At 64.7% G+C, this 26,026-nt stretch carries 26 protein-coding genes; 18 read left to right on the forward strand and 8 right to left on the reverse strand.

Annotated elements, in window-relative coordinates; all coding sequences use genetic code 11:
• Positions 1 to 5: 5 nt before the first annotated feature.
• From HZZ16_RS02025 to HZZ16_RS02040, 4 genes are read right to left on the reverse strand one after another with little or no spacing between them, the layout of a single operon-like run.
• A complete protein-coding gene (locus HZZ16_RS02025; protein WP_197946831.1) occupies positions 6 to 1,589 on the reverse strand; it encodes an acyl CoA:acetate/3-ketoacid CoA transferase in 1,584 nt (527 codons plus the stop codon).
• A gap of 16 nt (positions 1,590 to 1,605) precedes the next feature.
• Positions 1,606 to 2,748 carry an acyl-CoA dehydrogenase family protein gene (locus tag HZZ16_RS02030; protein ID WP_197946832.1) on the reverse strand — a complete coding sequence of 381 codons (1,143 nt, stop codon included), beginning with the start codon at positions 2,746 to 2,748 and terminating at the stop codon, positions 1,606 to 1,608.
• Between the two features lie 12 nt (positions 2,749 to 2,760).
• Complete coding sequence (locus HZZ16_RS02035; protein ID WP_197946833.1) at positions 2,761 to 3,129, reverse strand: tautomerase family protein; 369 nt, start codon at positions 3,127 to 3,129, stop codon at positions 2,761 to 2,763.
• A gap of 3 nt (positions 3,130 to 3,132) precedes the next feature.
• The gene (locus HZZ16_RS02040; RefSeq protein ID WP_197946834.1) at positions 3,133 to 4,230 is read right to left on the reverse strand and encodes a LacI family DNA-binding transcriptional regulator; all 1,098 of its coding nucleotides are present in this window, start codon (positions 4,228 to 4,230) and stop codon (positions 3,133 to 3,135) included.
• Between the two features lie 184 nt (positions 4,231 to 4,414).
• Here HZZ16_RS02040 and dapA point away from each other — a divergent pair, with 184 nt between their 5' ends.
• The 16 genes from dapA (at position 4,415) to HZZ16_RS02120 (ending at position 18,646) form a co-directional block, all read left to right on the forward strand.
• Complete coding sequence (gene dapA / locus HZZ16_RS02045) at positions 4,415 to 5,323, forward strand: 4-hydroxy-tetrahydrodipicolinate synthase (RefSeq protein ID WP_197946835.1); 909 nt, start codon at positions 4,415 to 4,417, stop codon at positions 5,321 to 5,323.
• Positions 5,324 to 5,338: 15 nt separating this feature from the next.
• On the forward strand, positions 5,339 to 6,529 hold the full coding sequence (locus HZZ16_RS02050; RefSeq protein WP_197946836.1) for a CaiB/BaiF CoA transferase family protein: 1,191 nt from the start codon (positions 5,339 to 5,341) through the stop codon (positions 6,527 to 6,529).
• Positions 6,526 to 7,689, forward strand: a complete 1,164-nt coding sequence (locus tag HZZ16_RS02055) for an acyl-CoA dehydrogenase family protein (RefSeq protein WP_197946837.1) — start codon at positions 6,526 to 6,528, stop codon at positions 7,687 to 7,689. Before HZZ16_RS02050 ends, HZZ16_RS02055 begins: the two co-directional genes overlap by 4 nt.
• 11 nt (positions 7,690 to 7,700) lie before the next feature.
• The gene (locus HZZ16_RS02060; protein ID WP_197946838.1) at positions 7,701 to 8,108 is read left to right on the forward strand and encodes a MaoC/PaaZ C-terminal domain-containing protein; all 408 of its coding nucleotides are present in this window, start codon (positions 7,701 to 7,703) and stop codon (positions 8,106 to 8,108) included.
• Between the two features lie 3 nt (positions 8,109 to 8,111).
• Complete coding sequence (locus tag HZZ16_RS02065) at positions 8,112 to 8,543, forward strand: MaoC/PaaZ C-terminal domain-containing protein (RefSeq protein ID WP_197946839.1); 432 nt, start codon at positions 8,112 to 8,114, stop codon at positions 8,541 to 8,543.
• The gene (locus HZZ16_RS02070; protein ID WP_197946840.1) at positions 8,540 to 9,490 is read left to right on the forward strand and encodes a dihydrodipicolinate synthase family protein; all 951 of its coding nucleotides are present in this window, start codon (positions 8,540 to 8,542) and stop codon (positions 9,488 to 9,490) included. The genes HZZ16_RS02065 and HZZ16_RS02070 overlap by 4 nt, the downstream gene beginning before the upstream one ends.
• Positions 9,491 to 9,506: 16 nt before the next feature.
• Positions 9,507 to 9,809 (forward strand): DUF4286 family protein, encoded by a 303-nt coding sequence (locus HZZ16_RS02075; RefSeq protein ID WP_197946841.1) that lies wholly within the window; start codon positions 9,507 to 9,509, stop codon positions 9,807 to 9,809.
• A gap of 120 nt (positions 9,810 to 9,929) precedes the next feature.
• Entirely contained in the window at positions 9,930 to 10,766 is an 837-nt protein-coding gene (locus HZZ16_RS02080; RefSeq protein WP_197946842.1) for an ABC transporter substrate-binding protein, read from the forward strand.
• A 19-nt stretch (positions 10,767 to 10,785) separates the two neighbouring features.
• On the forward strand, positions 10,786 to 11,517 hold the full coding sequence (locus tag HZZ16_RS02085; RefSeq protein WP_172784534.1) for an amino acid ABC transporter permease: 732 nt from the start codon (positions 10,786 to 10,788) through the stop codon (positions 11,515 to 11,517).
• The gene (locus HZZ16_RS02090) at positions 11,514 to 12,305 is read left to right on the forward strand and encodes an amino acid ABC transporter ATP-binding protein (protein WP_376707546.1); all 792 of its coding nucleotides are present in this window, start codon (positions 11,514 to 11,516) and stop codon (positions 12,303 to 12,305) included. Before HZZ16_RS02085 ends, HZZ16_RS02090 begins: the two co-directional genes overlap by 4 nt.
• 12 nt (positions 12,306 to 12,317) lie before the next feature.
• Positions 12,318 to 13,247, forward strand: coding sequence for a dihydrodipicolinate synthase family protein (locus HZZ16_RS02095; protein WP_246509914.1), 930 nt, complete (start codon positions 12,318 to 12,320; stop codon positions 13,245 to 13,247).
• Between the two features lie 234 nt (positions 13,248 to 13,481).
• Entirely contained in the window at positions 13,482 to 14,432 is a 951-nt protein-coding gene (locus HZZ16_RS02100; RefSeq protein ID WP_197946844.1) for a PDR/VanB family oxidoreductase, read from the forward strand.
• 17 nt (positions 14,433 to 14,449) lie between these two features.
• Entirely contained in the window at positions 14,450 to 15,790 is a 1,341-nt protein-coding gene (locus tag HZZ16_RS02105) for an aromatic ring-hydroxylating dioxygenase subunit alpha (RefSeq protein WP_197946845.1), read from the forward strand.
• Positions 15,787 to 16,263, forward strand: coding sequence for an aromatic-ring-hydroxylating dioxygenase subunit beta (locus HZZ16_RS02110; protein WP_197946846.1), 477 nt, complete (start codon positions 15,787 to 15,789; stop codon positions 16,261 to 16,263). Before HZZ16_RS02105 ends, HZZ16_RS02110 begins: the two co-directional genes overlap by 4 nt.
• A 7-nt stretch (positions 16,264 to 16,270) precedes the next feature.
• On the forward strand, positions 16,271 to 17,887 hold the full coding sequence (locus HZZ16_RS02115; protein ID WP_197946847.1) for an ATP-dependent acyl-CoA ligase: 1,617 nt from the start codon (positions 16,271 to 16,273) through the stop codon (positions 17,885 to 17,887).
• A 30-nt stretch (positions 17,888 to 17,917) separates the two neighbouring features.
• Entirely contained in the window at positions 17,918 to 18,646 is a 729-nt protein-coding gene (locus HZZ16_RS02120; protein WP_197946848.1) for an SDR family NAD(P)-dependent oxidoreductase, read from the forward strand.
• A gap of 77 nt (positions 18,647 to 18,723) precedes the next feature.
• On the opposite strand, the gene HZZ16_RS02125 is transcribed toward HZZ16_RS02120, so the two are convergent.
• From HZZ16_RS02125 to HZZ16_RS02140, 4 genes are all read right to left on the reverse strand, one after another.
• Positions 18,724 to 19,206, reverse strand: coding sequence for a MarR family winged helix-turn-helix transcriptional regulator (locus tag HZZ16_RS02125; RefSeq protein ID WP_197946849.1), 483 nt, complete (start codon positions 19,204 to 19,206; stop codon positions 18,724 to 18,726).
• Positions 19,206 to 19,700, reverse strand: a complete 495-nt coding sequence (locus HZZ16_RS02130; protein ID WP_197946850.1) for a MarR family winged helix-turn-helix transcriptional regulator — start codon at positions 19,698 to 19,700, stop codon at positions 19,206 to 19,208. Before HZZ16_RS02130 ends, HZZ16_RS02125 begins: the two co-directional genes overlap by 1 nt.
• A 156-nt stretch (positions 19,701 to 19,856) precedes the next feature.
• Entirely contained in the window at positions 19,857 to 21,422 is a 1,566-nt protein-coding gene (locus tag HZZ16_RS02135; RefSeq protein ID WP_197946851.1) for an indolepyruvate oxidoreductase subunit beta family protein, read from the reverse strand.
• Entirely contained in the window at positions 21,419 to 23,578 is a 2,160-nt protein-coding gene (locus HZZ16_RS02140) for a thiamine pyrophosphate-dependent enzyme (protein ID WP_197946852.1), read from the reverse strand. Before HZZ16_RS02140 ends, HZZ16_RS02135 begins: the two co-directional genes overlap by 4 nt.
• Positions 23,579 to 23,705: 127 nt before the next feature.
• On the opposite strand from HZZ16_RS02140, the gene HZZ16_RS02145 reads away from it, so the two are divergent.
• Both HZZ16_RS02145 and HZZ16_RS02150 read left to right on the forward strand, forming a co-directional pair.
• The gene (locus HZZ16_RS02145) at positions 23,706 to 24,719 is read left to right on the forward strand and encodes a carbon-nitrogen hydrolase family protein (protein WP_197946853.1); all 1,014 of its coding nucleotides are present in this window, start codon (positions 23,706 to 23,708) and stop codon (positions 24,717 to 24,719) included.
• Between the two features lie 186 nt (positions 24,720 to 24,905).
• A complete protein-coding gene (locus HZZ16_RS02150; protein ID WP_197946854.1) occupies positions 24,906 to 26,012 on the forward strand; it encodes a cupin domain-containing protein in 1,107 nt (368 codons plus the stop codon).
• Positions 26,013 to 26,026 lie beyond the last annotated feature (14 nt).

The following is a 26,026-nucleotide window of genomic DNA, read 5'->3' on the forward strand; positions in this document are numbered from 1 at the left end:
GATCCTCAGGCGACCTTGCGCGGCCGCGCCGGCAGCGCCTTGAAGCTCTGCGCGATTCCCATCGGCCCGGAGCGGAAGATGCGCGGGTCCATGTCCTTCAAATGCGGGCTGATGCGCGGCTTGAAACCCATATGGGCGAGGATGTCCTCTTCCAGCCGCACGCCGGGCGCGATCTCGGTCAGCGTCACGTGGCCGCTCTCCAGTTCGAACACGGCGCGCTCGGTGATGTAGCTGACATGCTGGCCGCGCTGCGCGGCAAGCGAGGCGCTGAAGCTGATCTGGCCGACCTCAGGCACGAACTTGCGGAAGGCGCCGTCGCGCCGGATCGCGAGGCGCCCGTTCTCGACGCCGATGTCGAACTTGCCGCCGGTCATGGTGCCGCTGAAGATCAGCCGCTTGGCGTTCTGGGTGATATCGATGAAGCCGCCGGAGCCGTCGCGGCGCTCGCCGAAACGGGTGACGTTGACGTTGCCTGTTGCGTCCACCTCGGCGAAGGAGAGGAAGGCGCAGGAGAGGCCGCCGCCGTCGTAGAAGTCGAACTGATAGGCCTGGTCGAGGATGACGCGCGGATTGATCGCGGTGCCGAATTCGCGGGCGTGCCCGGGCACGCCGCCGACGACGCCGGACTCCACCGTCAGCGTGATCAGGTCGGAGATGCCTTCCTCGGCCGCGACATTCGGGATCATCGCGGAAATGCCGACGCCGAGATTGACGACGTCGCGCGGGCGCAGCTCGAAGGCGGCCCGGCGCGCGATCACCCGTCGTTCGGTGAGCGGGTCGGGTGTGATCATCGCGACAGGAACCCGCGTCTCGCCGCAGCGCGCGGGGTCGTAAGTCGTGCCGTAGGTCTGCATCTGCTCGGGCTCGAGCACGACGTGGTCGATCAGGAAGCCGGGGATCTTAACCATCTGCGGATGGATCGAGCCGCGCTTCACGATGCGCTTGACCTGGCAGATCACGGTTCCGCCGGCATTGTGCACGGCCTGCGCGATCGAGAGATCCTCGCGCGTCGTGCCCTCGTGCTCCATGCTGATATAGCCGTCCTCATCGGCCGAGGTGCCGCGGATGATAGCGACGTCGGGCGGGTTGGGGACGCGGTAGAGCAGCCAGGACTGGCCGTGCAACTCGAGCAGGTCGACCAGCGGCGCGGTAGTGCGCTTGTTCATGCGCCCGCCGTCCTGGCGCGGGTCCATGTAGGTGTTGAGGCCGACATGGGTGAGCACGCCCGGATGCTTGGCGGCCATGGCGCGGCAGAGCTGGCTCATCACGCCTTGCGGAAAATTGTAGGCGTCGATCAGCTCGTCGCGGACGAGGCGCATGAACGGCACCTGGAGCCCGAAATTGCCGCCGATGACGCGCGCGATCAGGCCTTCATGGGCGAGATGGCAGAGGCCCTTCTCGGTCACGGCGCCGACGCCGGTGATGTTGATCAGCGTCAGATTGTGCGGGCCCTGGCCGCCAAGGAAACGCTGCTCCAGCGCCTCGAGAATGGCTTCGGCGGCGCCGGTGCCGCCATTGCCGCCGACGATCAGCGTGTCGGTGTCCCGGATGAGGCCTGCGGCCTCTTTCGCCGTGATGATGCTCAGCATGAGCGCACTTCCCGCATCACGCGGCCTCCTTCTCGACCTGGCGGGCGATGATCAGCCGCTGGATCTGGTTGGTGCCCTCGTAGATCTGGGCAAGGCGGACGTCGCGGAAGATCCGCTCGATGCGGTATTCGCGCGAATAGCCGTTGCCGCCGTGGATCTGCAGCGCGTTGGAGACGTGCTTCATCGCCATGTCGGTGGTGAACAGCTTGGCCTGTGCCGCTTCCTTGGCGATCGGTTCGCCAGCATCGTGCAAGCGCGCGGCGTGGTGGATCAGGAGGCGTGCAGCCGCGATGTCGGTCGACATGTCCGCAAGCATGAACTGCACCGCCTGGAAGCCGATGATGGCCTGACCGAACTGCTTGCGGTCCCTGGCATAGGCCGTCGCGTCCTCGAACGCGGCCTGCGCCATGCCGAGCGCCATGGACGCCATCATCAGTCGGCTGAAGTTGAAATTGCTCATGGCCATCTTGAAGGCCTGGTTCTCCGGGCCCATCACGCTGTCGGAGGGCAGGCGCACGTCGGAGAAGGTGATCTGGCAGTCATCGAGGCCGTGCATGCCGAGCAGCTCTTCGTTCTTGCCGCGCGCGATGCCGGGCAGGGCGCCGTCGACGAGAAGACAGGAGATGGCGCGGTGGCCCGCATCCGCGCCGGTGCGCGCGAACACCATGATGCGGTCGGCGACGCCGCCGAGCGTCACCCAGGCCTTGGTGCCGTTGAGCCGCCAGCCATTGCCCTCGCGCACCGCATTGGTGCGGATGCCAGCGACGTCGGAGCCGTGATCGGGCTCGGAGACGGCGGTCGCGGGAATGATGTCGCCGCTCAGGATTTTTGGGATCAGCGCCTTGTGTGCCTCGGTGCCGTGATGATCGAAGAACAGCACGGCCTCGACCGGGATTGCGAAGGCGTTGGCGACCGCGCCGGAGCAGCGTGCCAGCTCCTCCATGGCAATGCAGGCCGCGACCGCATCGAGGCCGGCGCCGCCAGCGCCCTCGCGCAGGCAGATGCCGAACAGGCCGAGATCGGCCATGCCCTTGTAGAGGGCACGATCGAACCGGTCCTCGCGATCGATCGCGGCGGCGCGCGGCAAAATCTCTGCCTCGGCGAAGCGGCGGGCGGTCTCGCGCAGGGCCTTCTGGTCTTGGCTGTAGAAGCGGTCCATGGCGTGCTCCCGTCAGTCGCTGGCGAGCTTGGAATCGTGGGAGACTTCGCTGCGGTCGCGATCGCAGAAGTAGACCGCGACGTCGTCGCCCGGCACGCCATAGGCGCTGCATACGGCGCGGGTTAACGCGATGGCGGCGGCGCGCCGCTCGGCCTCGCTGCGGCGGAAGGCGTGGACCTTCAGCAGGATGCGCTGGCCGGTGGCCTCGGCGCCAAACCTGCCGGCATGGGCGTAGTCATCCGGCGCAATGTTCAGGAAATAGAGCGTGACCGTGTCAGCTGTCACGCCGAACGCCGACATCAGGCCGTCGGTCACCGACCGCGCCAGTGCGGCCTTGCGCTGGGCTGGAGCTTGCGGGGCGAGCACTTCGACATAGGGCATTGATCAGACCTTCGCGGATTTGGCCGCAGACGATTTGGATGAAGACGGTTTGGATTTCGCGGATCTCGCGGGGGCCGTGGCGTCTATCCGGCGGCAGGAGTCGCGCTGGATCAGCCGGGCGCCGACGCGATATTCGCGCACGCCGTCACTGCCATTGCCCTTGCTATTTCCCTTGGCATCCATGCGATGCAGCAGCCGGTCGACGGCGAGGTTGGCGAGATCACGTGCACCGTTGTCGACGATGCTGATCGCCGGGCGATGCCATTCAAACCACGGCATGTCCTCGTAGCAGAGCAGCGAGAGATCACCGGGAATGGCGATGTTCCGTTCCGCGGTGACGCGCAACACCCCGAGCGTTGCCTCGTGATTGGCGACGAAGATCGCGCTCGGCGGGCGGCGGAGGTCGAGCAGCTTGCGCGCGCAGGTCGCGCCGGTCTCGGGTACGTAGTGGCCGGCATGGATCAGCGCGTCGTCCCTGGCGATGCCGGCCTCGCGCAGCGCGCGGACATAGCCGGACAACCGTTCGCGGCCGGACGTGGTGTCCTGGCGGCCGACGATCAGTCCGATGCGCTTGTGCCCGAGCTCGATCAAATGACGCGTGCCGAGATATGCGCCTTGCGGATCGTCGGCGAGCACGGTCTCGAGATCGGTCGCGTCGTCGCGCCGCACCAGGCAGACGATGGGCACGTCCTTGGAGAGCGTCTCGAGCTGCGCGCCGTTCTTGCCTGTGGGCACCACGATCAGCCCATCGATGCGGTGGTCGACCAGCGTGGTGAGGGTGTCGCTCTCGGCTTGCGGATCGTCGCCGCCGATGCATAGAAGCATCTGATAGCCCAGCGCCTTCAGCCGCGCCTGCACCACTTCTGCCATCACCTGGAACGAGGCGTTGGTGAGATTGTGGACGAGAAGAGCCACGAGCCGCGACTGGCCGGTCTTCAATCCGCGCGCGATCGGGTTCGGCCGATAGCCGAGCTCGCGCGCGATGCGCACCAGGCGCTGCTGCGTACGTTCGCTGGTCAGGCCGGTTCCCGTCAGCGCCCGCGAAGCTGTGCTGACTGAAACGCGGGCCGCCTGTGCCACATCTTTGAGCGTGACGCTCATCAAACCTGCCGATAAACTGCAAACGATTGCAGAAACGCTAAGAGCTTCTTTCACACTGATCAAGCTCAAAAAATGGATGGTGTTGCCCAATGCAGAGCCATTTATGCAAACGATTGCATAGAGCTTGCGGATATTCCGCAGGCGGCGCCCGTCGTCCGAATTCACCCGAGCGCCCGGTAGTACCTTGATGAAGTCGTTCCGCGGCACCTACACCGTCATGATCACCCCGTTCACGGCGGCGGGCGAAGTCGATGTTGCGGCCTTGCGCGCCTTCGTCGACTGGCAGATCGCGGAAGGCATTCACGGGCTGATCCCGCTCGGCTCGACCGGCGAGTTCCTGTCCATGGACGACGACGAGAAGGCGCTCGTCGCGGAAGTCGTCATTCGCCAGGCCGCAGGCCGCGTGCCGGTGCTGATCGGCACCGGCGCGGAGGACACGCGCGAGGTGGTGCGTCTCAGCCGCCGTGCCGAAAAACTGGGCGCTGACGGCGTGATGATCATCCCGCCGTTCTATTCGACGCCGACCGATGACGAGCTCGTCCATCATTACAGGACCATAGCCGACGCAATCGCGTTGCCGATCATGGTCTACAACAATCCGGCGACCGCCAATGTCGATCTCAAGCCGCAGCTCGTGGCGCGGATCGCCGAGATCGACAATTGTCTCTATATCAAGGAGTCGACGCTGGAGGTGACGCGGGTGCGCGACATCATCCGCCTCTGCGGCGACAGGATCACCGTGTTCGGCGGCATCCTCGGCTTCGAGTCCTTCGTTGAGGGTGCGCAGGGCTGGGTGGCCGTGGCCTCCAACGTGGTCCCGGCGGAGATGGCCCGCATCTTCAGCCTCGTCGCTGACCACGGCGCGATCAAGGAAGCGCGCGAGCTCTATCTGAAATATTTGCCGGTGATCGAATTCGTCGGCGGCCAGGCCTATGTCGCCGGCAGCAAGGCGCTGCTCGGCCATATGGGCTTTGCAGCCGGCCATCCGCGTCCTCCGCGCCTGCCGCTCCCTGCAGCACAGGATGCGGCCGCCCGCAATCTGGTCGAAACCTTCGGTCTGACGTGGCGCGGTGCGTCCAATCAGGCTGCTTAGGTCAGGAGTACCCCGGTGAATCTGCTCGACGGCGTCAAGATCCTCAGCTTCAATCATTACCTCGCGGGCCCGCTGGCCGCGCAAACGCTCGCCGATCTCGGCGCCGACGTCATCGCGGTCGAGCCGATCGAGGGCGCGTTCCAGCGCAACTGGGCAGTCGCGAACCACTTCGTCGCAGGCGACAGCGTCAATCATCTGGCGACCGGGCGCAACAAGCGCAGCCTCGCCGTCGATCTCAAGCATCCGGACGGCATCGCCGCGGTGAAGAAGCTGGTCGCGACCGCCGATGTCGTGATGGAGAACTTTCGCCCCGGCACCATGGCCAAGCTCGGCCTGGGCTACGACACGCTGAAAGCGATCAACCCCGGCCTGATCTATGCGGTCGCCACCGGCTTCGGATCGGACGGGCCGTACAAGGATCGCCCCGGCCAGGATCTTCTGCTCCAGGCGATGTCCGGCCTTGCGATGCGGACCGGGCGCGCCGATGGCGAGCCGACGGCGGTAGGCGCGGTGATCGTGGATCAGCACGCCGCCTCGCTCTATGCCATGAGCATTTTGGCGGCATTGTTCGCACGAACGAAGACGGGCAAGGGCCAGCTCGTCGAGGTCAACCTCTATCAGGCCGCGCTCGATCTTCAGGTCGAGCCGCTGACGGCCTGGCTGAACGGGGCGCCGTCGCCGACGTCGCGCGGTCCGGCCGGCATCGCGGCCTGGTTCAGCCCGGGGCCTTACGGCGTTCACGCGACGGCGGACGGCCATATGGCGATCTCGATGGCGTCCCCCAAGGCGCTCGCGGTCGCGCTGGACACCGAGGAGCTGAAGCAGTTCGGCGACACCGACAGTTTTTCGAAGCGCGAGGAGATCACGCGGATCGTTGCTGTCAGGCTGAAACAGAAGCCGACGGCCGATTGGCTGCCGGCGCTGGAAGCGGCGCGCATCTGGCATGCGCCGGTACAAGACTATCGCGATCTCGAGTCCGATCCCCAGCTCAACCATCTCGGCGTGTTCAAGAGCGCGGAGAGTGCAGGCGGCGCGCCGATCCGCATGGTTGCGCATCCCGCGCGCTACGACGGGCAGACGCCCGAGGTGCGGCTGGTGCCGCAGCGCCTTGGTGCACAGACGCGCGAGGTGCTCGGCGAGATCGGCTACGACGCAGTGGAGATCGACGCGATGGTCGCCGGTAAGGCCGTCGGAGTGGCGCGATGATCGATTTTTCAATCCCCGAAGAGACGCGCCTCTTGGTCGACACCGTCCGCCGCTTTGTCGAGACGGAGGTGCAGCCGCTCGAAGACGTCGTAGAGCAGACGGCCACGGTGCCGGCCGAGGCGCTTGCGGTCACCAAGGCCAAGGCACAGAAGCTCGGCCTCTACGCCATGAACATGCCGGCGGATGTCGGCGGCGGCGGCCTAACTTGCGTCGAGCATTGCCTGGTCGAGGAAGAATTTGGCAAGACCTCGGATGCGCTGATCCGCCGTGTATTCGGCCAGGTCTATCCGATGCTGATGGCCTGCAAGGGCGACCAGGTCGAGCGCTATCTGCTACCGACGGTGAAGGGCGACAAGATCTGCGCCATGGCGATCACCGAGCCGGGCGCCGGCTCGGATGCTGCGTCGATCAGCACGACGGCTCAGCTCGATGGCGACCAGTGGGTCCTTAACGGCACCAAGCATTTCATCAGCGACGGCGACATCGCCGACTATGTGATCCTGATGGCACTGACCGACAAGGAGAAGCGTGCCCGCGGCGGCATCACCCTGTTCCTGGTCGATCGCGGCACGCCCGGCTTCAAGGTCGCGCGCACCCAGCCGATGATGGGCCATCGCGGCTACGGCCATGCCGAGCTGACCTTCGAGGACTGCCGCATCCCGAAAGCGGCCGTGCTCGGCGAGGTTGGCGGCGGCTTCAAGCTGATCATGCAGAGCGTGCTCCAGATCCGTCTCGCCCATATCGGTGCGCGCGCCGTCGGCATGGCGCAGCGCGCGTTGGAGATGATGCGCAGGCACGCCGGCGAGCGGCGCCAGTTCGGCCAGCTGATCGGCGATTTCCAGATGGTGCAGAAGCTGATCGCCGATTCCGCCACCGAGCTCTTTGGCGTGAAGATGATGGTGATGAACGCCGCCTGGGACATCGATCAGGGCAAGGATGCGCGCGACAAGGTCTCGATGATCAAGGTTGCGGCATCCGAGATGCAGGGCCGCGTCGTCGACCGCGCCATCCAGGTGTTCGGCGGCATGGGCTTCAGCAAGGACCTGCCGCTGGAGCGGATGTATCGCGATGCCCGCGTCACCCGCATCTATGACGGCACCTCCGAAATCCACCGCATGCTGGTCGCGCGCAGCACCATCAAGAACGGCTTGCAGCTCTAGGGAAGCGATCGATGGCTCACGCACCTCTCAAGCCCGGCGCTGCCTTCGCCTTCCGCAAGACCATGACGGTCGCCGAGCAGGCGATGTTCACCGGCATCAGCGGCAATATCGGCGGCCTCTACGTCGATGCCGTCCGCGCCAGGAAAGCTGGCGCGTCGAACATGGTCGCGTTCGAACTCGCGGTCGGCGGGCTCGCCACGACGTGCCTCAGCCAGCTCGGCGGACCGACGCGGCGGATCGGAAGCATCGCGCTGAATTTTACCGCGCCCGTGATCGTCGGCGAGTCCGTCGAAGCCAGGGCCGAGATCGTCTCGGTTGCGGGGGAGGAGGCGGTCTGCCGGGTCACCTGCACGCTGTCGCCCTCAGGCGTGACGGTGGTGGACGGCACCGCAACGCTGGTTCCCTTCACGAAGGCCTGAGCCATGTACGAGCCAAAGTCCTTCGACGATCTCAAGGTGAATGACAGGGTCAGCCTGAGCAAGACCATCACCGAGGCCGATGGTGCGCTCTATATCGCCGCGACCGGCGATTTCGGCCCCGTTCATGTCGACGAGGTCTATGCCGGCGCGACGCGCTTCGGCCGCCGACTGGCGCCGGGGATCATGGTCGCGGGGCTCTGCACCAGCATCCTCACCTCTGAGCTGGTGGGCACCATCGGCGTCTCGGTGGAGGACCGATTCTGGTTCACAGGTCCCGTGTTCTACGGCGACACGCTCACCTTCGACGTCTGGATCGCCGAGCAGCACGACGAGACCCGCACGATCATCTGGGAGGCGAGCGCGCGCAACGAGGGCGGCCTCGAAGTGCTGAAGGCGCGCGCGAGCCTGAAATTTCCGCGACCGAAACCGTCATGAACAAGGCGATGAAGAAACCGGATCTGCGCGGCGTCACGGTCGCCACCGTGCTGCCCTTCAAGGACGACAGCTCAATCGACTGGGACGGCTATGCCCGCGTGCTGGACTACTGCGCGTGCCCGGATGGAGTCGCGGCGGTGTTCGTCAATGGCCATGCCGGCGAGGGCGGATCGCTCTCGGATGACGAGCGTCAGGCCGTGATCGAGCGGACGCGCCGGCAGATCGGCGCCAAGCCGCTGCTTTCAGGCATCATCGCGCATTCGACGGCGGAAGCGATCCACCAGGCCCAACTCGCGGAAGCTGCCGGCGCCGATTGCGCCGTGTTGTTCCCGCCCGCGCCGCTCGGCGGCGGTGCGTCGGCGACCTCACGCGCGCCACTGGCTTTCGTGCAGGCGGTCAGCTCCGCGATCGGAATTCCCGTCTCGATCTTCCAGTATCCGCTGACATCCGGCTTCGGCTACTCGCCGGAGACTCTGGCGAAGATCGCAGCGCTCGACAGCGTGATCGCCGTCAAAGAAGGCAGCGATACCATGCTGGCCTATGACGAGAACCGGCGGGCGGTGAAGCAGGCCGACGCTTCCGTCGCGATCCTGCCGTCGAACTTCAACTGGTTCCTGCCGCAGCTCGCCGTTGGCGGCGACGGCATTCTCTCCGGCCTCGTCAGCCTCGCGCCGGATTTGTTCGTCGCGCTTTGGCAGGCCTCGCTCGCCGATGACCTCAAGGCGATGCGCGCCGTCAACGAACGGCTCTATCCGATCGTCCGCGCCATCTACGGGCCTGCGCCGATCATGGACATGCACACCCGCATGAAGGTCGGGCTGAAGGCGCTCGGCCTGATCCGCAACGCCGATCCGCGGCCGCCGCTGCTGCCGGTTCTGCCGGCGCTGTGCGATGCCATCGCAACGACCGTCGGCGCGGCGCGCGCGGCCGGCGACATCCGCACTTAGCGTGAGGAACGCGCCGATGGCGGACGAAGCCTTCATCCATATCGTGCGGGTCGACATCGACCCCGAGCATGAGGCTGCGTTCAACGCCTGGTACGAGCAGACGCATTTCCCCGATCTGCTCGCCTGTCCCGGCTGGCTTTCTGCGAAGCGCTTCGTCTCCGTCAATGACGGGCCGAAATATGCCGCAATGTACGAGGTCGCGGGCAGGTGGGCGTTCGAGACGCCGGAATTCCTGAAGGTGAAGGGCTTTGGTCCGTTCGAATCCCTGGTGAAGAATTTCATGCGCATCCAGCTCAGGCCGATGTCGGGACCGGCTTGAGCAGATCGAAGACGATGCTGCCTGCCGTGTCGCGAGATCCGGCCGGCCGCATCCAACAAGCATCGAGGGAATCCCGCGCGAGGAACTGCATCGGTCATTGGCGTCTTACTGGAGGTATCCATGGTCTCGACATTGTTTCGCTTGGGTGCGGCTGCCGCACTCGTTCTCGCATCCACGGCGGTGCATGCCGCCTGCACGCCCGCAATCACCGACGACAATCTGATCGCGCCGGGCAAATTGCAGCTCTCCATCAACCCGACCAATCCGCCGCAGCAATTCGTTGACAAGGATGGTCAGCTGCAGGGCCTCAACGTCGAGCTCGCCGCCGAGCTCGGCAAGCGGTTGTGTCTTCCCGTAGAACTCGTCCGGATGGATTTTCCGGCCATGATTCCCGCCTTGGGCGCAGCGCGCATCGACGGCGTTAATACCGGCATGTTCTGGACCGAGGAACGCTCGAAGCTGATGTACATGGTGCCCTATGCCATTCAGGCGATCTCGGTCGTGGTCGCACCCGACAGCGGCACAAAAATTGCTACCGAAAATGATCTGATCGGAAAATCATCCGCCGTCGAGGTCAGCAGCTATCAGATGAACTGGCTCAAGAAGCTCAGCGATGCCAGCGTGGCGAAAGGCGGAGCGGCCGTCGAGATGCGGACGTTCCCGACTGCGACCAACGTCGTCGCCGCGCTGCTTGCGGGCCAGGTCGACAATGCGCTGCTGGTCGACAGCGTCGCACGCGATCTCGTCGGCCGTGGTCGCGTGAAGGAAGTCCTGAGCGGGCTCGGCACCGCCAGGACCACGCTTGGTTTCCGCAACAAGACGGTCGCCGAGACCGTGGTCAAGGCGCTCAACGCGATGCGCGCCGACGGCTTTTATCAGGCGCTGTTCGACAAGTTCGGCCTGACCGCCATGCCGGCCGATCAGCCGCTCGCGATCGCCGGCCCCGGTCCGGCCTGAAACCTACGGAGACGAGCCGATGAGCCTCTTCAGTCCGACGGCCGCCGTCAGCTACTTCTTCAACTACTTCCTGATGAAGGGAGTGCTCGTCACCATCGGCTTGACGGTGGCGGCGGTCGTCGGCGGACTGATCCTCGGCATGGGCATCGCGTTGTTGCGCATGTCGTCCAATCCGGTGCTCGCGGGTGCCGCACGCTTCTACATCTGGTTCTTTCGCGGCACGCCCCTCCTGATCCAGCTCGTGGTGATCTACAGCGGCTTGCCGCAGCTCGGCATCAAGTTCAGCGTAATCACCTGTGCGCTCGTCGGCCTCATCCTCAACGAAGCCGCCTATCTCGCCGAGATCGTGCGCAGCGGCTTCATGGCGGTGTCGGCAGGGCAGCGTGAGGCGGCCTGGGCGCTCAGCCTGTCACCCTGGGTCACGTTCCGCCGCGTGACCCTGCCGCAAGCGTTCCGGCTGATGATCCCGCCGCTCGGCAACTCCATCAACTCGCTGTTGAAGGCAACATCGCTCGCTTCCGTAATCTCGGTTGAGGAGCTGATGCGCCGCAGCGACATGCTGATGCAGGAGCATTTCCAGATCTTGGAGGTCTATGCGGCTGCGACCGCGTATTACCTGATCCTCACCTCTGTATGGGATGCGGTTCAGCGCCGGCTCGAGAAGCATTTCGGTCGATCGAGTGCCGCGAAAACCAGGCGGGTCGCAGCGAGCGCGCCGGTTGCGCAGGCGAGTGTGGAGGCCCGTGCATGAGCGAGAGATCGATGGCTAGGGCCGAAGGTGCAACAGTGCAGCCGCAGCTCCGCGAGGTGCCTGCGGTCCGCATGGAGGCGGTCTACAAGCACTATGGCGACTTCACCGCGTTGAACGAGGTCGATCTCAAGGTCGCCAAGGGCGAGAAGATCGTGGTCTGCGGTCCCTCCGGCTCGGGCAAATCGACGCTCATTCGCTGCATCAACCACATCGAGAAGCACGATGAAGGGCTGATCTACGTCAACGGCGTCGAGCTCGATCATCAGCGTAAGAATATCGATGCGGTCAGGCGGGACACCGGCATGGTGTTCCAGAGCTTTAATCTGTTCCCGCACATGACGGTGCTGGAGAACTGCACTCTGGCGCCGATGACCGCGAACGGCATGAGCGAGGCCGAGGCCAAGGATCTCGCCATGCATTTCCTGACAAAAGTCCGGATCCCGGATCAGGCCGAGAAATTCCCCGGGCAGCTCTCGGGCGGCCAGCAGCAGCGCGTCGCCATCGCACGTGCGCTGTGCATGCGTCCCAAGATCATGCTGTTCGACGAGCCGACCTCCGCGCTCGACCCCGAGATGGTCAAGGAAGTGCTGGAGACCATGAAGAAGCTTGCGGAGGAGGGCATGACCATGTTGTGCGTGACTCACGAGATGGGCTTTGCCCGCGAGGTCGCCGACCGCATCGTATTCATGAACGAGGGCAGGGTGGTCGAGCAGGCCGCGCCGGAGGAGTTCTTCAAGCATCCGAAGTCCGAGCGGGCGCGGACGTTCCTCGACCAGATCATTCACTAGATGCCCGTGGAGATGCGGACATTCAGCGATCGCCTGCGCGGCATCCATGCCGCCACCATCGTGCCGATGACGGCCGATTTCGAGATCGATGAGGCGCAGCTCGCAGCCCATTTCACCGCGGTGGCATCCACATCCGGCATCAACGGGCTCCTGGTCAACGGTCACGCCGGCGAGAATTTCGTGCTGTCGCTGGCCGAGAAGCGACGCGTGGTGGAGCTGGCGCGTTGGCACGCACCGAAGGACTGCCTGATCGTGTCCGGGGTCAACCATGAATCGAGCCTGGAGGCCGCGCGCGAGGCGGCTGCGCTGGAGCAGGCCGGCGCGGACGGGCTGCTGGTGTTTCCCCCCAACAGCTGGGCGCTAGGCCACGCCGATGAGTGCGTGATCGAGCATCACCGCCGCATCCGCGATGCGACGGCCGCGCCGTTGATGCTCTATGCTGCGCCCGTCGGCGCGGGAGCCATGTCTTATGCGCCATCGCTGCTGGAACGGCTCGTGGCGGACCCTCGCTTCGTTGCGATCAAGGAGGGCAGCTGGGAGGTCGCGACGTACGAGCAGAACCTCAGGTTGATCCGGAAACTGCGACCAGAATTCGTCGTGCTTGGCTCGGGTGACGAGCATCTGCTGACGAGCTATCTCGTCGGCTCGGCCGGCAGCCAGGTCAGCCTTGCCTGCGTCGTTCCGGAGCTGGTCGTGAACCTCTGGGCTGCGGCGGAGGCCGGCGATTGGGAGCGGGCGCGCGCCGCCCATGAGAAGCTGTATCCGCTGGCGGTCGCGATCTATCGTGAGGCACCCGGAGGGCGGGCGACCGTGCGGCTCAAGGCGTGCCTGAAATTGCTCGGACGCCTGTCATGCGATGCGGCGCGGCCGCCGCAGCCGGCGGCGACGCCGGCCGAGCTAAAGAGGCTCGAGCTGGCACTGCGAACTGCCGGCGTACTCTAAGCCGCTGCCGAACGCAGGACAGCGCTTGATGCGCCGGACCTGGCGGCCGGGAGCAAAAAAACGGTAGTAGCCCCCGAGGCTGGCACCACCGACGTTGCCCAGCGGGAGCGACCCTGAGAACCCGCTGGCGGTCCATTGATTGCATCATCCGGACCTGCCCCCGCGCTGACGATTGACAGCGAATTATTACACGTCTAAAAATATGCAAATTCATACATTCCGTGAGATGCCTGAATGGACGTGCATCCGCTCAAGCTCAAGGTCAGGTCGTGTGTCGCGGAGACGCCGTTCATACGGAGCCTTGTGTTTGGTGTGGAGGACGGCGTCGTGCCGCAATGGCAGGCAGGCGCGCATCTCCGCGTGGCGCTCCCGAATGGCGGAGACCGGCCGTACTCGCTGATGGCGTTGCCGGGTCTTCCCGAAGATGCGCTGGCGCTTGGTGTCCTGCGGGAGGAGGCTTCGAGCGGCGGCTCGCAGTTCATGCACGCGCTCAAGGTCGGCGACGTCGTGAAGGCGAGCGCGCCGGTCAACAATTTTCGACTGCACGAGGGAGCAGCGCCGGCGCTGCTGTTTGCCGGTGGCATCGGCATCACGCCTGTTCTGTCGATGGCGGCGGAGCTCGCGGCGCGAGGAAGCTCATATCGCCTGCACTATGCCGGGCGCACGCAAGGATTGCTGGCGTTCCTGCCGCAATTGCAGGAGATCTGCGCCGGAAGGCTGTCCATCCACTACGACAGCGATGAATCCCGCCTCGACATTGTCGCGGCGCTCGGCGATGCCGCAGCAAACGCCCACGTCTATGTCTGCGGCCCCTCGGGCATGATCGACGCGGTGAAGGCCGCTGCGGCCGCCGCCGGCGCGTCAGCCGATCGCGTTCATTACGAGCTCTTCAAGTCCGAGAAGCCGTTGTCGCCTGACCGCCCGTTCGAGGTCGAGATCAAGTCGACCGGGCAGGTCGTCGGCGTTGCGGCGGGGCAGACCATCATCGAGGCGCTGGAGGCGGCTGGTTTCGACGTGCTCTACGACTGCCGGCGCGGCGATTGCGGCATCTGCCAGTGCGGCGTGATCGCGGGAGTCCCCGATCATCGCGACGTCATCCTCAGCGACGAGGAGAGGGCGTCCAACAAGGTCATGCAGATCTGCGTGTCACGCGCGAAGTCGGAACGTCTGGTGCTGGATCTCTAGGGGAGACGAGGGACGCCATGAAAAGATACGGCGGGAATGCCCGCGCGATTGCGGCGCTGGTGCGCGAGGCCGAGGTGCATCGCGACGTCTATGTCGACCCCGAGATCTTCGAGCTCGAGATGGCGCACCTGTTTCCCAACAGCTGGGTCTATGTCGGCCATGCGAGTCAACTTGCAAAGCCCGGCGATTTCATCACGGCCAATATCGGCCGGCAGCCGGTCATGGCCAGCCGCCATACCGACGGCTCCATCCATGTGTTCTACAATCGCTGCCCGCACAAGGGCGTGAAGATCGCGTCCGAGCCCTGCGGCAACACCGGTAAGTTCTTCCGCTGCCCTTATCACGCCTGGTCTTTCAAGACCGACGGTTCCCTGCTCGCGATCCCGTTGAAGAAGGGCTACGAGGGCACTGGCTTCGGCGACACCCAGGCGAATGAGGGGCTGTCGAAGGTCAGGAACGTCGTCATCTACCGCGATTTCATCTTCGCTCGCCTGAGCGCTAACGGCGTCTCCTTCGAGGATTATTTCGGCGAAAGTCTTTCGACCATCGACAACATGGTCGATCGCTCGCCCGAAGGGAAGCTCGCAGTCCAGGCGACGCCGATCCGCTACATGCACACCTGCAATTGGAAGATGCTGGTCGAGAACCAGACCGACACCTGCCATCCGATGGTGGCGCACGAAAGCTCGGCCGGCACCGCCGTCAAGGTCTGGAAGCGCGAGCAGGGCGATTCCACGGAAACACCGATGGCGGTGCAGCTCTACGGTCCCTTCATGAGCCCCTACGAGTTCTACGAGCAGAGCGGCATCCGGATCTGGCCGAACGGTCACGGCCACACCGGCGTCGCCAACTCCATCCATTCGAACTATTCGGATATCCCGGGCTATCTCGACCAGATGGTCGCGGCCTATGGCGAGCAGCGCGCGCATGAGATCCTTGGCGAAATCAGGCATAACACCGTCTACTTCCCGAACATCATGGTGAAGGGCGCTGTCCAGATCCTGCGCAATTTCATCCCGATCGCGGTCGACAAGACGCTGGTCGAGAGCTGGGTCTATCGCCTGGTCGGCGCGCCCGACAAGCTCTACGAGCGCGCATTGATGTACAACCGCTTCATCAACGCGCCGACCTCGATCGTCGGCCACGACGATCTCGAGATGTATGAGCGGGCGCAGGAGGGACTGAAGTCCAACGGCAATCAATGGGTCAATCTGCGGCGGCTCTACGACGGCCATGAAGAGCAGGACGTCACGGCGGTGATCAACGGCACGTCCGAGCGGCAGATGCGAAACCAGTTTCACGCCTGGGCGAAATTCATCACCATGGGCATGGACAAGCGCATCGAGGCCGCGGAATGATCGGCGAGAAGACCATCACGGACTTCATCTATCGCGAGGCCGAGCTGCTCGACACGATGGAGTGGCAGACCTGGCTCGATCTGTTTCACCCCGAAGGGCGTTACTGGATGCCGCTCGAATGGCAGCAGCAGGACCCGGTGCTGCAGCCGTCACTGATGTACGAGGACCTGCTGCTGCTGAAGGTGCGGGTCGAGCGGCTCGCCGGCGAGCGCACCTTCAGCCAGAAGCCGAAGAGCCGTTGCCATCATCTGCTCCAGGCCCCGCGGATCGTCACGTGCGATCCTGCTGCCGGCGTGTTCAAGGCACGGACCGCCTACATCTACACCGAGACGCGTGGCGATATGCTGGAGCGATATTCGGGATGGGCCTCGCACGAGCTCGTGCAGGTCGGCGATGCCCTGAAAATCAAGCTCAAGCGCGTCGATCTCGTCAATTTCGATGCGCCGTTCGGCAACATCCAGCTTTTCATGTGAGACTGCCTTGATCGCTGCGCCCACTGTCCATGCTCGTTTTCAAGAAACCGCGCTCCGCCGTGGCGAAGCGGCCTTCCTCAATGTGCTGCCGGAGACGGCAGGCATCTACGGCACTGCGGCGGGCGAGATTTCCTACCGGGCGATGCTCGAGCGGGTCGAGCGCTGGCGCGGGGCGTTTGCGCGCCGCGGTTACGGCGAAGGCCACCGGGTCGGGCTGCTGCTCCAGAACAGGCCCGTCTTCATCGAGCTGTGGTTCGCGCTCAATGCGCTCGGCGTCTCGGTGGTGCCGATCAATCCGGACCTCCGTCTCAGCGAGCTCGAATACATCATCTCGCATTCCGAGATGAATGCTGCGTTCGTCCTCGCTGACCGGCGCGGGGAGGTGGAGCTGGCCGCGCGTCAGGCCGGCCGCCCGATCCCTGTCGTGGACGATCAGGACGAGGTTCCCGCACCCTTCGGCGGTGCGCGGCCCTCGAGCTCGGCAAGCGAGGGGAGCGAATGCGCGCTGCTCTATACGTCGGGGACGACGGGCCAGCCCAAGGGCTGCGTCCTCACCAACACCTATTTCCTGCATTGCGGGAACTGGTATCGCGACGTCGGCGGGCTGATCGACCTCAAGCCAGACGGCGAGCGCATGATCACGCCGCTGCCGCTGTTCCACATGAACGCGATGGCGGTGTCTCTGATGGCGATGCTGTCGGTCGGCGGCAGCCTGACCATGCTCGATCGCTTCCACCCGCGCAGCTGGTGGGCCTCGGTGCGCGACAGCCGTGCCACCTGCCTGCATTATCTCGGAGTGATGCCCTCGATGCTGATGAGCGCGCCGCCATCGGAGCTGGACCGCGCGCACAGCGTGCGCTTCGGCTTCGGCGCCGGCGTCGACAAGCTGCTGCATGCCACGTTCGAGCAGCGCTTCGGCTTTCCGCTGCTGGAAGCCTGGGCGATGACCGAGACCGGCAGCGGCGGCGTCATCGCCGCCAATGTCGAGCCGCGCAAGGTCGGCACCAGCTGTTTTGGTCGCCCGGCCCCCGAGATCGAGATTCGGATCGTGGACGACGGCGGCAATGATGCGCCGGTGGATGTGCCCGGCGAGCTGTTGGTGCGGCGCGCCGGCGCCGATCCGCGCTACGGATTCTTCCGCGAATATCTCAAGAACGAGGCTGCCACCACCGAGGCGTGGGCCGGCGGCTGGCTGCACACCGGCGATATCGTGTCGCGCGATGCGGACGGCGACCTGCACTTCGTCGATCGCAAGAAGAACGTGATCCGTCGCTCCGGCGAGAACATTGCCGCGGTCGAGGTCGAATCCGTGCTCAACCGCCATCCCGCGATCCGGCAGGCCGCGGTCGCGGCGACGCCGGATCCGGTGCGCGGCGACGAGGTTGCCGCGGTCATCATCACCGAGAAGGCCGGCGCGGACCGTGCGCTCGCCGAAGAGATCGTGCGCTGGAGTCTTGGGCAGATGGCCTATTACAAGGCGCCGGGGTGGATCTGCTTCGCCGACAGCCTGCCGCTGACCGCGACCGAGAAGATCCAGCGCGGCGGGCTGAAGGATTTTGTCGGCAAGCTGATGCGCGAGGGCGCGTTCTTCGATCTGCGTGACCTCAAGAAGCGGCAAGTCTGATGCGGCAAGTCTGATCAAGAAGGTCTGATCATGAGCGAGATCCGCACCACCCTCATCACCGGCGGCAATTCAGGGATCGGCGAGGCCCTGGCGAAGAAGCTCGTCGAGCGCGGGCAGCGCGTAGTCTCGGTCGGACTGGAGAAGCCCGACTGGACGCATGATCTGCTCGCGGCCTATTGCGCCGACCTCACCAATATCGAGGAGACTCGTGCGATCGCGCAGGAGATCTGCCGGGATCACGCCGTCGACAGCCTGGTCCACAATGCCGGGATCATCCTGCCGAACCTGCTGACCGACGCCAAGCCGGAAGACATATTGATGCTGGCGCAGTTGCATCTGGGCGCGCCGATGCTCCTGACCCAGGCGGCGCTGGAAGGGATGCGTGCGCGCCGCTTCGGGCGCATCGTGTTCGTGTCTTCGCGCGCCGCGATGGGCGCGGCGATGCGCTCGGCCTATTCGGCCACCAAGGCCGGCGTGCACGGCATGGCAAGGACCTGGGCGCTCGAGCTTGCCGCGAGCGGCATCACCGTGAATGTCGTCGCGCCGGGGCCGATCCTGACCGACAATTTCTGGGGCATCATCCCGAAGGGCTCCGAGCAGCAGGAGCGGATGGCGCGCAACGTTCCGATCGGGCGGCTCGGCTCGCGCGAGGATGTCGCGCACGCCATCTCGTTCTTCCTCGACGAGCACTCCGATTTCGTCACAGGCCAGGTGCTTTATGTCTGCGGCGGTACCAGCCTCGTCGGCCTTGGGCCGTAGAGCATGATCCGGAGGGCTGCGTTAGCGCAAAGTACGAAGCAGTTTTCCGAAGAGATCATGCTCCAAACAAGAGCTCATCAGATCTGGTTCTGGCGGATATTCTCGACCATCTTGGCCAGCACGCGCGCGCAGACCTCGATGTCCTCGGGCTCGATGCCCTCGACCAGCTTGTCGTAATTGTTCGCCATGATCGGCCAGATCTTGCGCAGCAGCGCCTCGCCATCCGGCGTCAGGCCGACGACGCGGCGGCGCTGGTCCTCCTCGGCGATCTCGCGCTTGACGAGGCCCGACGACACCATGGACTCGACCATGCGGCTCGCGGTCGACTGCTCGGTTACCGCGAGAACCGCGATCTCGTTGACGGTGAGAGTCTTGTAGATGAACAGCACCGACAGCGTCCGGAACACGACATTGTTGATGCCGTGTTCGCTCAAATCGCGGTTCTGGTCGAGGTTCCAGCGATTGGCGAGCCGGTTGAACAGATACGGAATATAGGTTTGCAGCTGGTCCCTCGTCCTCGGCGGACCCGACTTCCATCTGCTCTTGGATTCTCTGGCCATTATCTCTTGCGACTTTGCTTCTTGCTCTCGGTATCAAGTTTTGAGGAAAGCGATTTCAGCACGGACAGCGCGGTGTCCAGCTCCCGGGCCGAGACGTTCTCGAGCCGTTTGGCGAGATGCTTCTTGTGGATCTCGGCCGCCTTCCGGAACAGCGCTTCGCCTTTCGGCGTCAGGCGCACGATGAAGGACCGCCGGTCCTCGCTCGACATCTCCCTGCTGATGAGGTCGTCGGCGAGAAGACGTTGCACGAGCCCCGAGACATTGCCGCCGGTCACCTTCAGATTTTGCGACAATTGCCCGAGCGCGAGGCCGTCCCGGTAACGATCGAGCTGGGCCAGCACGTCGAATTTTGCCAGCGACAGGCCGAACTCCGAATTGAGCATCGAATTGAGCGACGCGAACAGCTCACCATGCAGCGACAGCAATTGGAGCCAGAGCCGGGTTTCGATTTGCCCAGGGACGGGAACAATGTTCTCTTTGAGTGCTGCCGGCATCGCATGACCATCGAGTACAGAATGTCTCGTCGAGTGAGGGGAATTACCGCGGGTCTTTCGCTCCGATTAACAACCTGAGAATCGTAGTCAAGCGATCTGATCCTGACCTCATGCGGGGCGAACGGCAATCTAATCCCGCGTCCGGCGCCCGTGGAATCATGCGAAAGTCTTGATGGTCTGGATCACCCCGTCGAGCGCCGTTCCGGCGCTGTCCTTCAGCGCGGCCTCCCGCAGGCGGCGCGCCCAGTCGGCGGCATCCTCGCGGCGCTCCACCAGCTTGATCGCCGCGAGCGTCCTGTCGAATTTCGACAGCCCCCGGCTGTGGGTATCTGAATAGCCTTTGACGAGGCGTCGGCATTGCAGGATCTCGATGCCGAGCTGGTAATTGGTGCCGACCGCCTCGGTTGCGGCATTGAGCCATGAATCGCGGTGCGCCGTCTCGACAGCGTGACGCAGCGAGCGGCGGCGCAGGCCGCGCAACCCACCGATGACATAGAGGGCCAGGAACCAGGGCAGCGAGTAGGTTCGCACCCGGCGTCCCCGATTGATGCGGCGATCGAGCCAGCCGAGCAGGCGCCGCCGCGTGCCGAGCCAGCGGCCGAAGCCTGCCGGCAGCATGCCCATCACTTCCTCCATGCGGGGATGCATGAACTCGGTGGTCTGGAGCACCTGTCCGTTCGACATCTCGAGCTCGCGCTCGATGCGCGCGCGGCGGCCGGCGCGCGTCTTGAGGTCGGCGACGCGGATGACGTCGTCATAGGTCATGGCGTTGGCGAGGTACTTTGCCGCGGCTTCCGTGAAGGCATAGGCATGTGCGCCACCGCCGGCGTTTCGGTCGGCTGCGTGCAACGTCTTGAGGATGTCGAGATATTCGCCGCCATAGGCGATGTCCTGGAAGTCGATGACCTTTCGCAAACCGGCACGAGCCATGCCGAGTGCAGGCTCGGGCAGCTCCTGATTCAATCTTGCGACAAGCTCGCCGAGCTGCGGATCGGGCGTGGCGGAAGGGGGGATATTGTCGGCCGGTTTGGCTTGCGCGGGCGCTGCAACTTCGGTCGGGCCGGCCTTGACCCGCTCGAAGGCGGCCTCGAAAGTCTCGACGCTGGCCTTCGCGCCTTTGCCGCCGGCGCGGATGACGTCGAGATAGCTGTCGCGGCTGAACGGCAGCACGCCTGCGCCTGCGAGCGCGCCGAACATCGCGGCCGAGATGACGCTGCCATGCGCGATCGCCAGCGCGTTCAGATCGAAGATGATCTCGGTCTTCGCCGCAATTCCGATGGCGCCGGTCACGGCGCCGCCGTCGGCAATGCCGTTGCCCGGTGCGATCTTCTCGCCGATCGCAAACGACCGGTGGCTGGACGCGATCAGCGTGGTGCGATCCGGCGTCACGAGGCCGCGCAGGATCGATCGCCCGGCTTCCATGAATTCCGCCGCCATCACCACGTCGACGTCGCCCGGGGTGGGCATCAGCGACAGGATCGGCTTGCGGCCGTCGAGCGGCGGCATCGCCTCGATATAGTAGATGGTGGCGCCGGTGCGCTGGGCGACGCCGGGCACCGAGGTGGACTGCGCGACCCAGCCATGATTCTCGGCGAGCTGAACGATCCAGTCGGTCAGGACGCCGCCGCCCTGGCCGCCCATCGCGACAATCGCGATCGAGATCGGCCGCTCGGTCGCTTCGCCTGCGGCGGGGAGAGCCAGCCGGACCGTCTCGTCTCTCATGCCAGTGCCTCGAGTGCCGGCCGCCGGCGGTCGCGCCGACGCTGCAGCCAGCCGATCACGCTCATGGCGACCTTGGATTTGAACATGTCCCAGCGGGTCGGATTGTGGATGACGTCGGCTCGATAGAACGAAGGGCAGAGCACGGCGGCCTCGGAGACCTCGCCGCAATTGCCGCAGCCGACGCAAGAATTGTCGATTGCCGCGACCGGATCGTCGCGCAAGGGGTCGTCGAGCTGCTTCACCGACAGTGACGGGCAGCCGGAGAGGCGGATGCAGGCATGGTCGCCAGTGCAGACGTCTTCGTCCACGCCAAAGCGCTCCTTGACGACGCGGGTCCCGTCCTTGATCGCCTTGTTGATCTGCGGCTTCACGCGCCGCTGCTTGTTCAGCATGCATTCGGAGGAAGCGACGATGACCTTTGGGCCTTCCTCTTTCGTCGTCAGCGCTTCCTTCAGCGTGTCGCGCATCTTGCCGACGTCGTAGGTGCGGTCGAGCTGGCGCACCCACTGGCCGCCGATGCCCTTCACCGCCTGCACGATCGAATTGTTGGTCTTGCGGCGCTTGTTGACCGCGCGCGAGGACAGGATGTCCTGACCGCCCGTCGCCGAGGTATAGTAATTGTCGACGATGACGAACACGCCGTCATGCTTGTTGAACACGGCATTGCCGATGCCGCTGGTCAGTCCGTTGTGCCAGAAGCCGCCGTCGCCCATCACCGCGATCGAGCGCTTGTCGGCCTTGACGTTGAAGGCCGAGGTCGAGGCCGGGCCGAGGCCGAAGCCCATCGTGGTCGCGCCGATGTTGAACGGCGGCAGGATCGAGAACAGATGGCAGCCGATGTCCGCGGAGACGTGGTGCTGGCCGAGCTCTTCCTCGACCAGCTTCATGGCGGCGAAGATCGGCCGTTCCGGGCAGCCGGTGCAAAGCCCGGGCGGGCGCGCCGGCACCACCTGCTTGAGCTTCTCGACCGCGGGGTGATTGAGCACGGGCGCTGCGTCCGGCGCCGGCGGCCGGTTGCCGAGCAGCCGCGGCTCGGTCTTTTCCAGGAATTCCCTGACGCCGCCGAGCAGCACCTGCGCGGTGTAGTCGCCGCCCATCGGCAGCACGTCCTTGCCGTGCACGCGCGCCTGGATGTCCTTGCGGCGCAAGACCGTATTGATCGCCTGCTCCAGATATTCCGGCTGGCCTTCCTCGACGACGAGCACGGCGTCCTTGTCGACGCAAAATTCCGCAACCTCGGTGTCGATCACGGGGTAGGTCACGTTCATGATGTAGAGCGGGATCTGCGTGTTGCCATAGGCATCCGACAGCCCGAGATATTGCAGCGCGCGGATCACGTTGTTGTACATGCCGCCCTGCATGATGATGCCGACCTTGCCCTGCTTCGGCCCCATCCGCTCGTTCAGCTTGTTGTCCCGAATGAATCCGACAGCCGCGGGCATTCGCGTCTTGATCTTCTCCTGCTCGTGCTCATAGGCCGCCGGCGGCAGCACGATGCGGCCAACGTCACGCTTGGGATTATTGAGCGCATCCTTGATGGTGTGCGCCGGCCTGACATTGTCCTTGCAGGCGAAGCTGCCGTGCATGTGGCAGGCGCGCACGCGTACCTCCAGCATGACCGGCGTGTTGGAGACCTCGGAGAGCTCGAAGCCTTTCTCGATCAGATTGACGATGCATTCATGCTCGGGGCGGGGATCGAGCAGCCACATCTGTGACTTCATCGCGAAGGCGTGGGTACGCTCCTGCATGATGGAGGAGCCTTCGCCATAGTCCTCGCCGACGATGATCATGGTGCCGCCGGTGACACCGCCCGAGGCGAGGTTGGCAAGAGCGTCGGAGGCGACGTTGGTACCGACGGTCGACTTCCACGCAACCGCGCCGCGCAGGGGATACATCACCGATGCCGAGAGCATCGCCGCGGCGGCGGCTTCGTTGGCCGAGCTCTGGAATACGACGCCGAGATCGTCGAGCACGTCCTTGGCGTCGGCCAGCACGTCCATCAGGTGCGAGATCGGCGAGCCCTGGTAGCCGCCGACATAGGCCACGCCCGATTGCAGCAGCGCCTTGGTGATGGCGAGGATGCCTTCGCCGCGGAACGTGTCGCCATTGCCGAGCCTGAGATCCTCGACCTCGCGAGCAAAAGACCGTTCAGCCATTGCACCCTCCAGAAATATGCGATAGCATACGTTTACATGTGAAGTAAGTCAACGCCGCGCCATGCTATCACGCTTGCGGATCCTTCCTCCGCCAAGGCGGTCATGAGCCAGCGACAGGGTAGGGCTGATGCTGAAGCTGCCTCGCTTTAAAGCTGCCTCCGTCCAGGCTTCACCAGTCTATCTGAACGCGAGCGCGACCGCGGAGAAGGCGGCTTCACTGGTCCGTGAGGCCGCAGCCAATGGGGCGAAGCTCGTCGCGTTCCCCGAAGTGTTCGTTCCCGGCTATCCCTATTGGAACTGGATCACCGATCCCGTCACGGGCAGTGCATGGTTCGAGAAGCTCGCCAAGGCGTCGGTGCTGGTGCCGGGGCCGGAGGTCGACGTCGTCCGAAAAGCCGCGCGCGATACGGGATGCCACGTCGTGCTCGGCGTGAACGAGCGCAGCCCGGTCTCGCTTGGCGCGATCTACAATACGCTGGTTTTCATCGGGCCTGACGGCGCGTTGCTCGGCAAGCATCGCAAGCTGGTGCCGACCTGGGCAGAGAAGCTGACCTGGACCGGCGGTGACGGGTCGAGCCTGCGCGTCTATGATACCGAGATCGGGCGTCTCGGAGGCCTGGCCTGCGGCGAGAACACCAACACGCTCGCGCGCTTTGCGCTGCTCGGGCAGGGCGAACTCGTGCACGTCGCCAGCTACATCTCGCTTCCTGTCGCGCCCCCCGACTATGACATGGCGGAGGCGATCAAATTGCGCGCGATTGCCCACTCCTTCGAAGGCAAGATCTTTACGATCGTCTCCTGCTCGACCGTGTCGGAGGAGATCATCGCGGCGATGGAGACTGTCGTCCCCGACGCACGCGCACGTTTGCAGCGGAAGTCGAGCGCATTCTCCGGTATCATCGGGCCGGACGGGCGCGTGGTCGGCGATCCCTTGATCGACGACGAGGGCATCGTCTATGCCGACATCGACCTCGAGCGCTGCATCCAGCCGAAGCAGATGCACGACATCGTCGGGCACTATAACCGGTTCGACGTGTTTGACTTGCGCATCAATCGACGTCCCCTAGCGCCGCTGGGCCTCGCAGGCGAGGGCGATGCCGCGGAGCAGAGCTTCACCCCGGTCCCGCTGCGATCGGAATGATGGGAATGGTTGTTGCGAATGGTCGTACCACAAACTCGTCATGCCCGGGCTTGTCCCGGGCATCCACGTTCTTCGTGCTGCGGGAAAGGTCGTGGATGGCCGGGACAAGCCCGGCCATGACGGCGAGGAAGCGGCCGCACTTCATCATGCCCTAGGAAAGAGGCGACACGAGACTTGGAGGATAGGATGCGCAAGAACGTGATCGGCCGGGCCAATGTCGAGGACACCCCCGAGCTCAAGGCCTATTACAAGGATCTCGAAAAGTACGAAGCCGGAGCGCTCTGGACCGTCGCCAACAAGATCGAGCCTTGGGCGCCGCAATCGGCCTCAGTTCCCGTGCTCTGGCGCTACAAGGATCTGCGCGAGCACGTGCTGCGCTCAGTCGAGCTGGTCTCGCCCGAGAAAGCCGGCCGGCGGGTGATCTATCTCAACAATCCCGGACGGCGCGACGTGTCGGCCGCGGTCGGCTGGCTCTATTCGGGATTGCAGGTGATGCATCCCGGCGAGGTCGCCACGGCCCACGCCCACTCGGCCTCGGCGCTGCGCTTCATCATGGAGGGCGCGGGCGCCTACACCATCGTCGATGGTCACAAGATGACGCTGGGCGCGCGGGATTTCGTGCTGACGCCGAACGGCACCTGGCACGAGCATGGCGTCGAAGGCGACGGCTCGGTCTGCATCTGGCAGGACGGCTTGGACATCCCGCTCGTCAACGCGCTGGAAGCCAATTTCTTCGTCGTGCATCCGAAGATCCAGCAGGAGCCGTCCGGCTATCCCGTGGACGACATGACCCGGACCTGGGGCAATCCCGGTCTTCGGCCGGCGGACTCGCGCTGGTCGAAGGGCTATTCGCCGATGTTCAAATATGAGTGGGAGCCGACCTACGAGTCCTTGCAGAAATATGCGGCCGCGACCGATGGCTCGCCCTATGACGGCATTCTCATGAACTACGTCAACCCGATCACCGGCGGGCACGTGATGCAGACGATCGGTGCCAGCATGCAGCTGCTGCGCCCCAGCGAGAAGACCAAGTCGCACCGGCACACCGGCAGCTTCATCTACCAGGTCGCCAAGGGCCGCGGCTATTCGATCATCGGCGGCAAGCGGCTCGAATGGGAAGAGCGCGACATCTTCTGCGTTCCCTCCTGGGCCTGGCACGAGCATGGCAATGCCTCAGCGAGCGAGGATGCCTGCCTGTTCTGCTTCAACGACCTGCCTGTCATCGAAGGCCTCGGGCTCTATCGGGAAGAGGCCTATGGCGACAATGGCGGTTACCAGTCGGTTGCCGCCTGACATGCCCTTGCAGA

Source organism: Bradyrhizobium glycinis (genome assembly GCF_016031655.1).
Taxonomy (GTDB): domain Bacteria; phylum Pseudomonadota; class Alphaproteobacteria; order Rhizobiales; family Xanthobacteraceae; genus Bradyrhizobium; species Bradyrhizobium glycinis.

Coding starts and splice junctions, on each gene's coding strand:
- HZZ16_RS02025 (WP_197946831.1), bottom strand. CDS start 1,589: ATGCTGAGCATCATCACGGCGAAAGAGGCCGCAGGCCTCATCCGGGAC.
- HZZ16_RS02030 (WP_197946832.1), bottom strand. CDS start 2,748: ATGGACCGCTTCTACAGCCAAGACCAGAAGGCCCTGCGCGAGACCGCC.
- HZZ16_RS02035 (WP_197946833.1), bottom strand. CDS start 3,129: ATGCCCTATGTCGAAGTGCTCGCCCCGCAAGCTCCAGCCCAGCGCAAG.
- HZZ16_RS02040 (WP_197946834.1), bottom strand. CDS start 4,230: ATGAGCGTCACGCTCAAAGATGTGGCACAGGCGGCCCGCGTTTCAGTC.
- HZZ16_RS02055 (WP_197946837.1), top strand. CDS start 6,526: ATGATCGATTTTTCAATCCCCGAAGAGACGCGCCTCTTGGTCGACACC.
- HZZ16_RS02060 (WP_197946838.1), top strand. CDS start 7,701: ATGGCTCACGCACCTCTCAAGCCCGGCGCTGCCTTCGCCTTCCGCAAG.
- HZZ16_RS02065 (WP_197946839.1), top strand. CDS start 8,112: ATGTACGAGCCAAAGTCCTTCGACGATCTCAAGGTGAATGACAGGGTC.
- HZZ16_RS02070 (WP_197946840.1), top strand. CDS start 8,540: ATGAACAAGGCGATGAAGAAACCGGATCTGCGCGGCGTCACGGTCGCC.
- HZZ16_RS02075 (WP_197946841.1), top strand. CDS start 9,507: ATGGCGGACGAAGCCTTCATCCATATCGTGCGGGTCGACATCGACCCC.
- HZZ16_RS02080 (WP_197946842.1), top strand. CDS start 9,930: ATGGTCTCGACATTGTTTCGCTTGGGTGCGGCTGCCGCACTCGTTCTC.
- HZZ16_RS02085 (WP_172784534.1), top strand. CDS start 10,786: ATGAGCCTCTTCAGTCCGACGGCCGCCGTCAGCTACTTCTTCAACTAC.
- HZZ16_RS02090 (WP_376707546.1), top strand. CDS start 11,514: ATGAGCGAGAGATCGATGGCTAGGGCCGAAGGTGCAACAGTGCAGCCG.
- HZZ16_RS02095 (WP_246509914.1), top strand. CDS start 12,318: ATGCGGACATTCAGCGATCGCCTGCGCGGCATCCATGCCGCCACCATC.
- HZZ16_RS02100 (WP_197946844.1), top strand. CDS start 13,482: ATGGACGTGCATCCGCTCAAGCTCAAGGTCAGGTCGTGTGTCGCGGAG.
- HZZ16_RS02105 (WP_197946845.1), top strand. CDS start 14,450: ATGAAAAGATACGGCGGGAATGCCCGCGCGATTGCGGCGCTGGTGCGC.
- HZZ16_RS02110 (WP_197946846.1), top strand. CDS start 15,787: ATGATCGGCGAGAAGACCATCACGGACTTCATCTATCGCGAGGCCGAG.
- HZZ16_RS02120 (WP_197946848.1), top strand. CDS start 17,918: ATGAGCGAGATCCGCACCACCCTCATCACCGGCGGCAATTCAGGGATC.
- HZZ16_RS02125 (WP_197946849.1), bottom strand. CDS start 19,206: ATGGCCAGAGAATCCAAGAGCAGATGGAAGTCGGGTCCGCCGAGGACG.
- HZZ16_RS02130 (WP_197946850.1), bottom strand. CDS start 19,700: ATGCCGGCAGCACTCAAAGAGAACATTGTTCCCGTCCCTGGGCAAATC.
- HZZ16_RS02135 (WP_197946851.1), bottom strand. CDS start 21,422: ATGAGAGACGAGACGGTCCGGCTGGCTCTCCCCGCCGCAGGCGAAGCG.
- HZZ16_RS02140 (WP_197946852.1), bottom strand. CDS start 23,578: ATGGCTGAACGGTCTTTTGCTCGCGAGGTCGAGGATCTCAGGCTCGGC.
- HZZ16_RS02145 (WP_197946853.1), top strand. CDS start 23,706: ATGCTGAAGCTGCCTCGCTTTAAAGCTGCCTCCGTCCAGGCTTCACCA.
- HZZ16_RS02150 (WP_197946854.1), top strand. CDS start 24,906: ATGCGCAAGAACGTGATCGGCCGGGCCAATGTCGAGGACACCCCCGAG.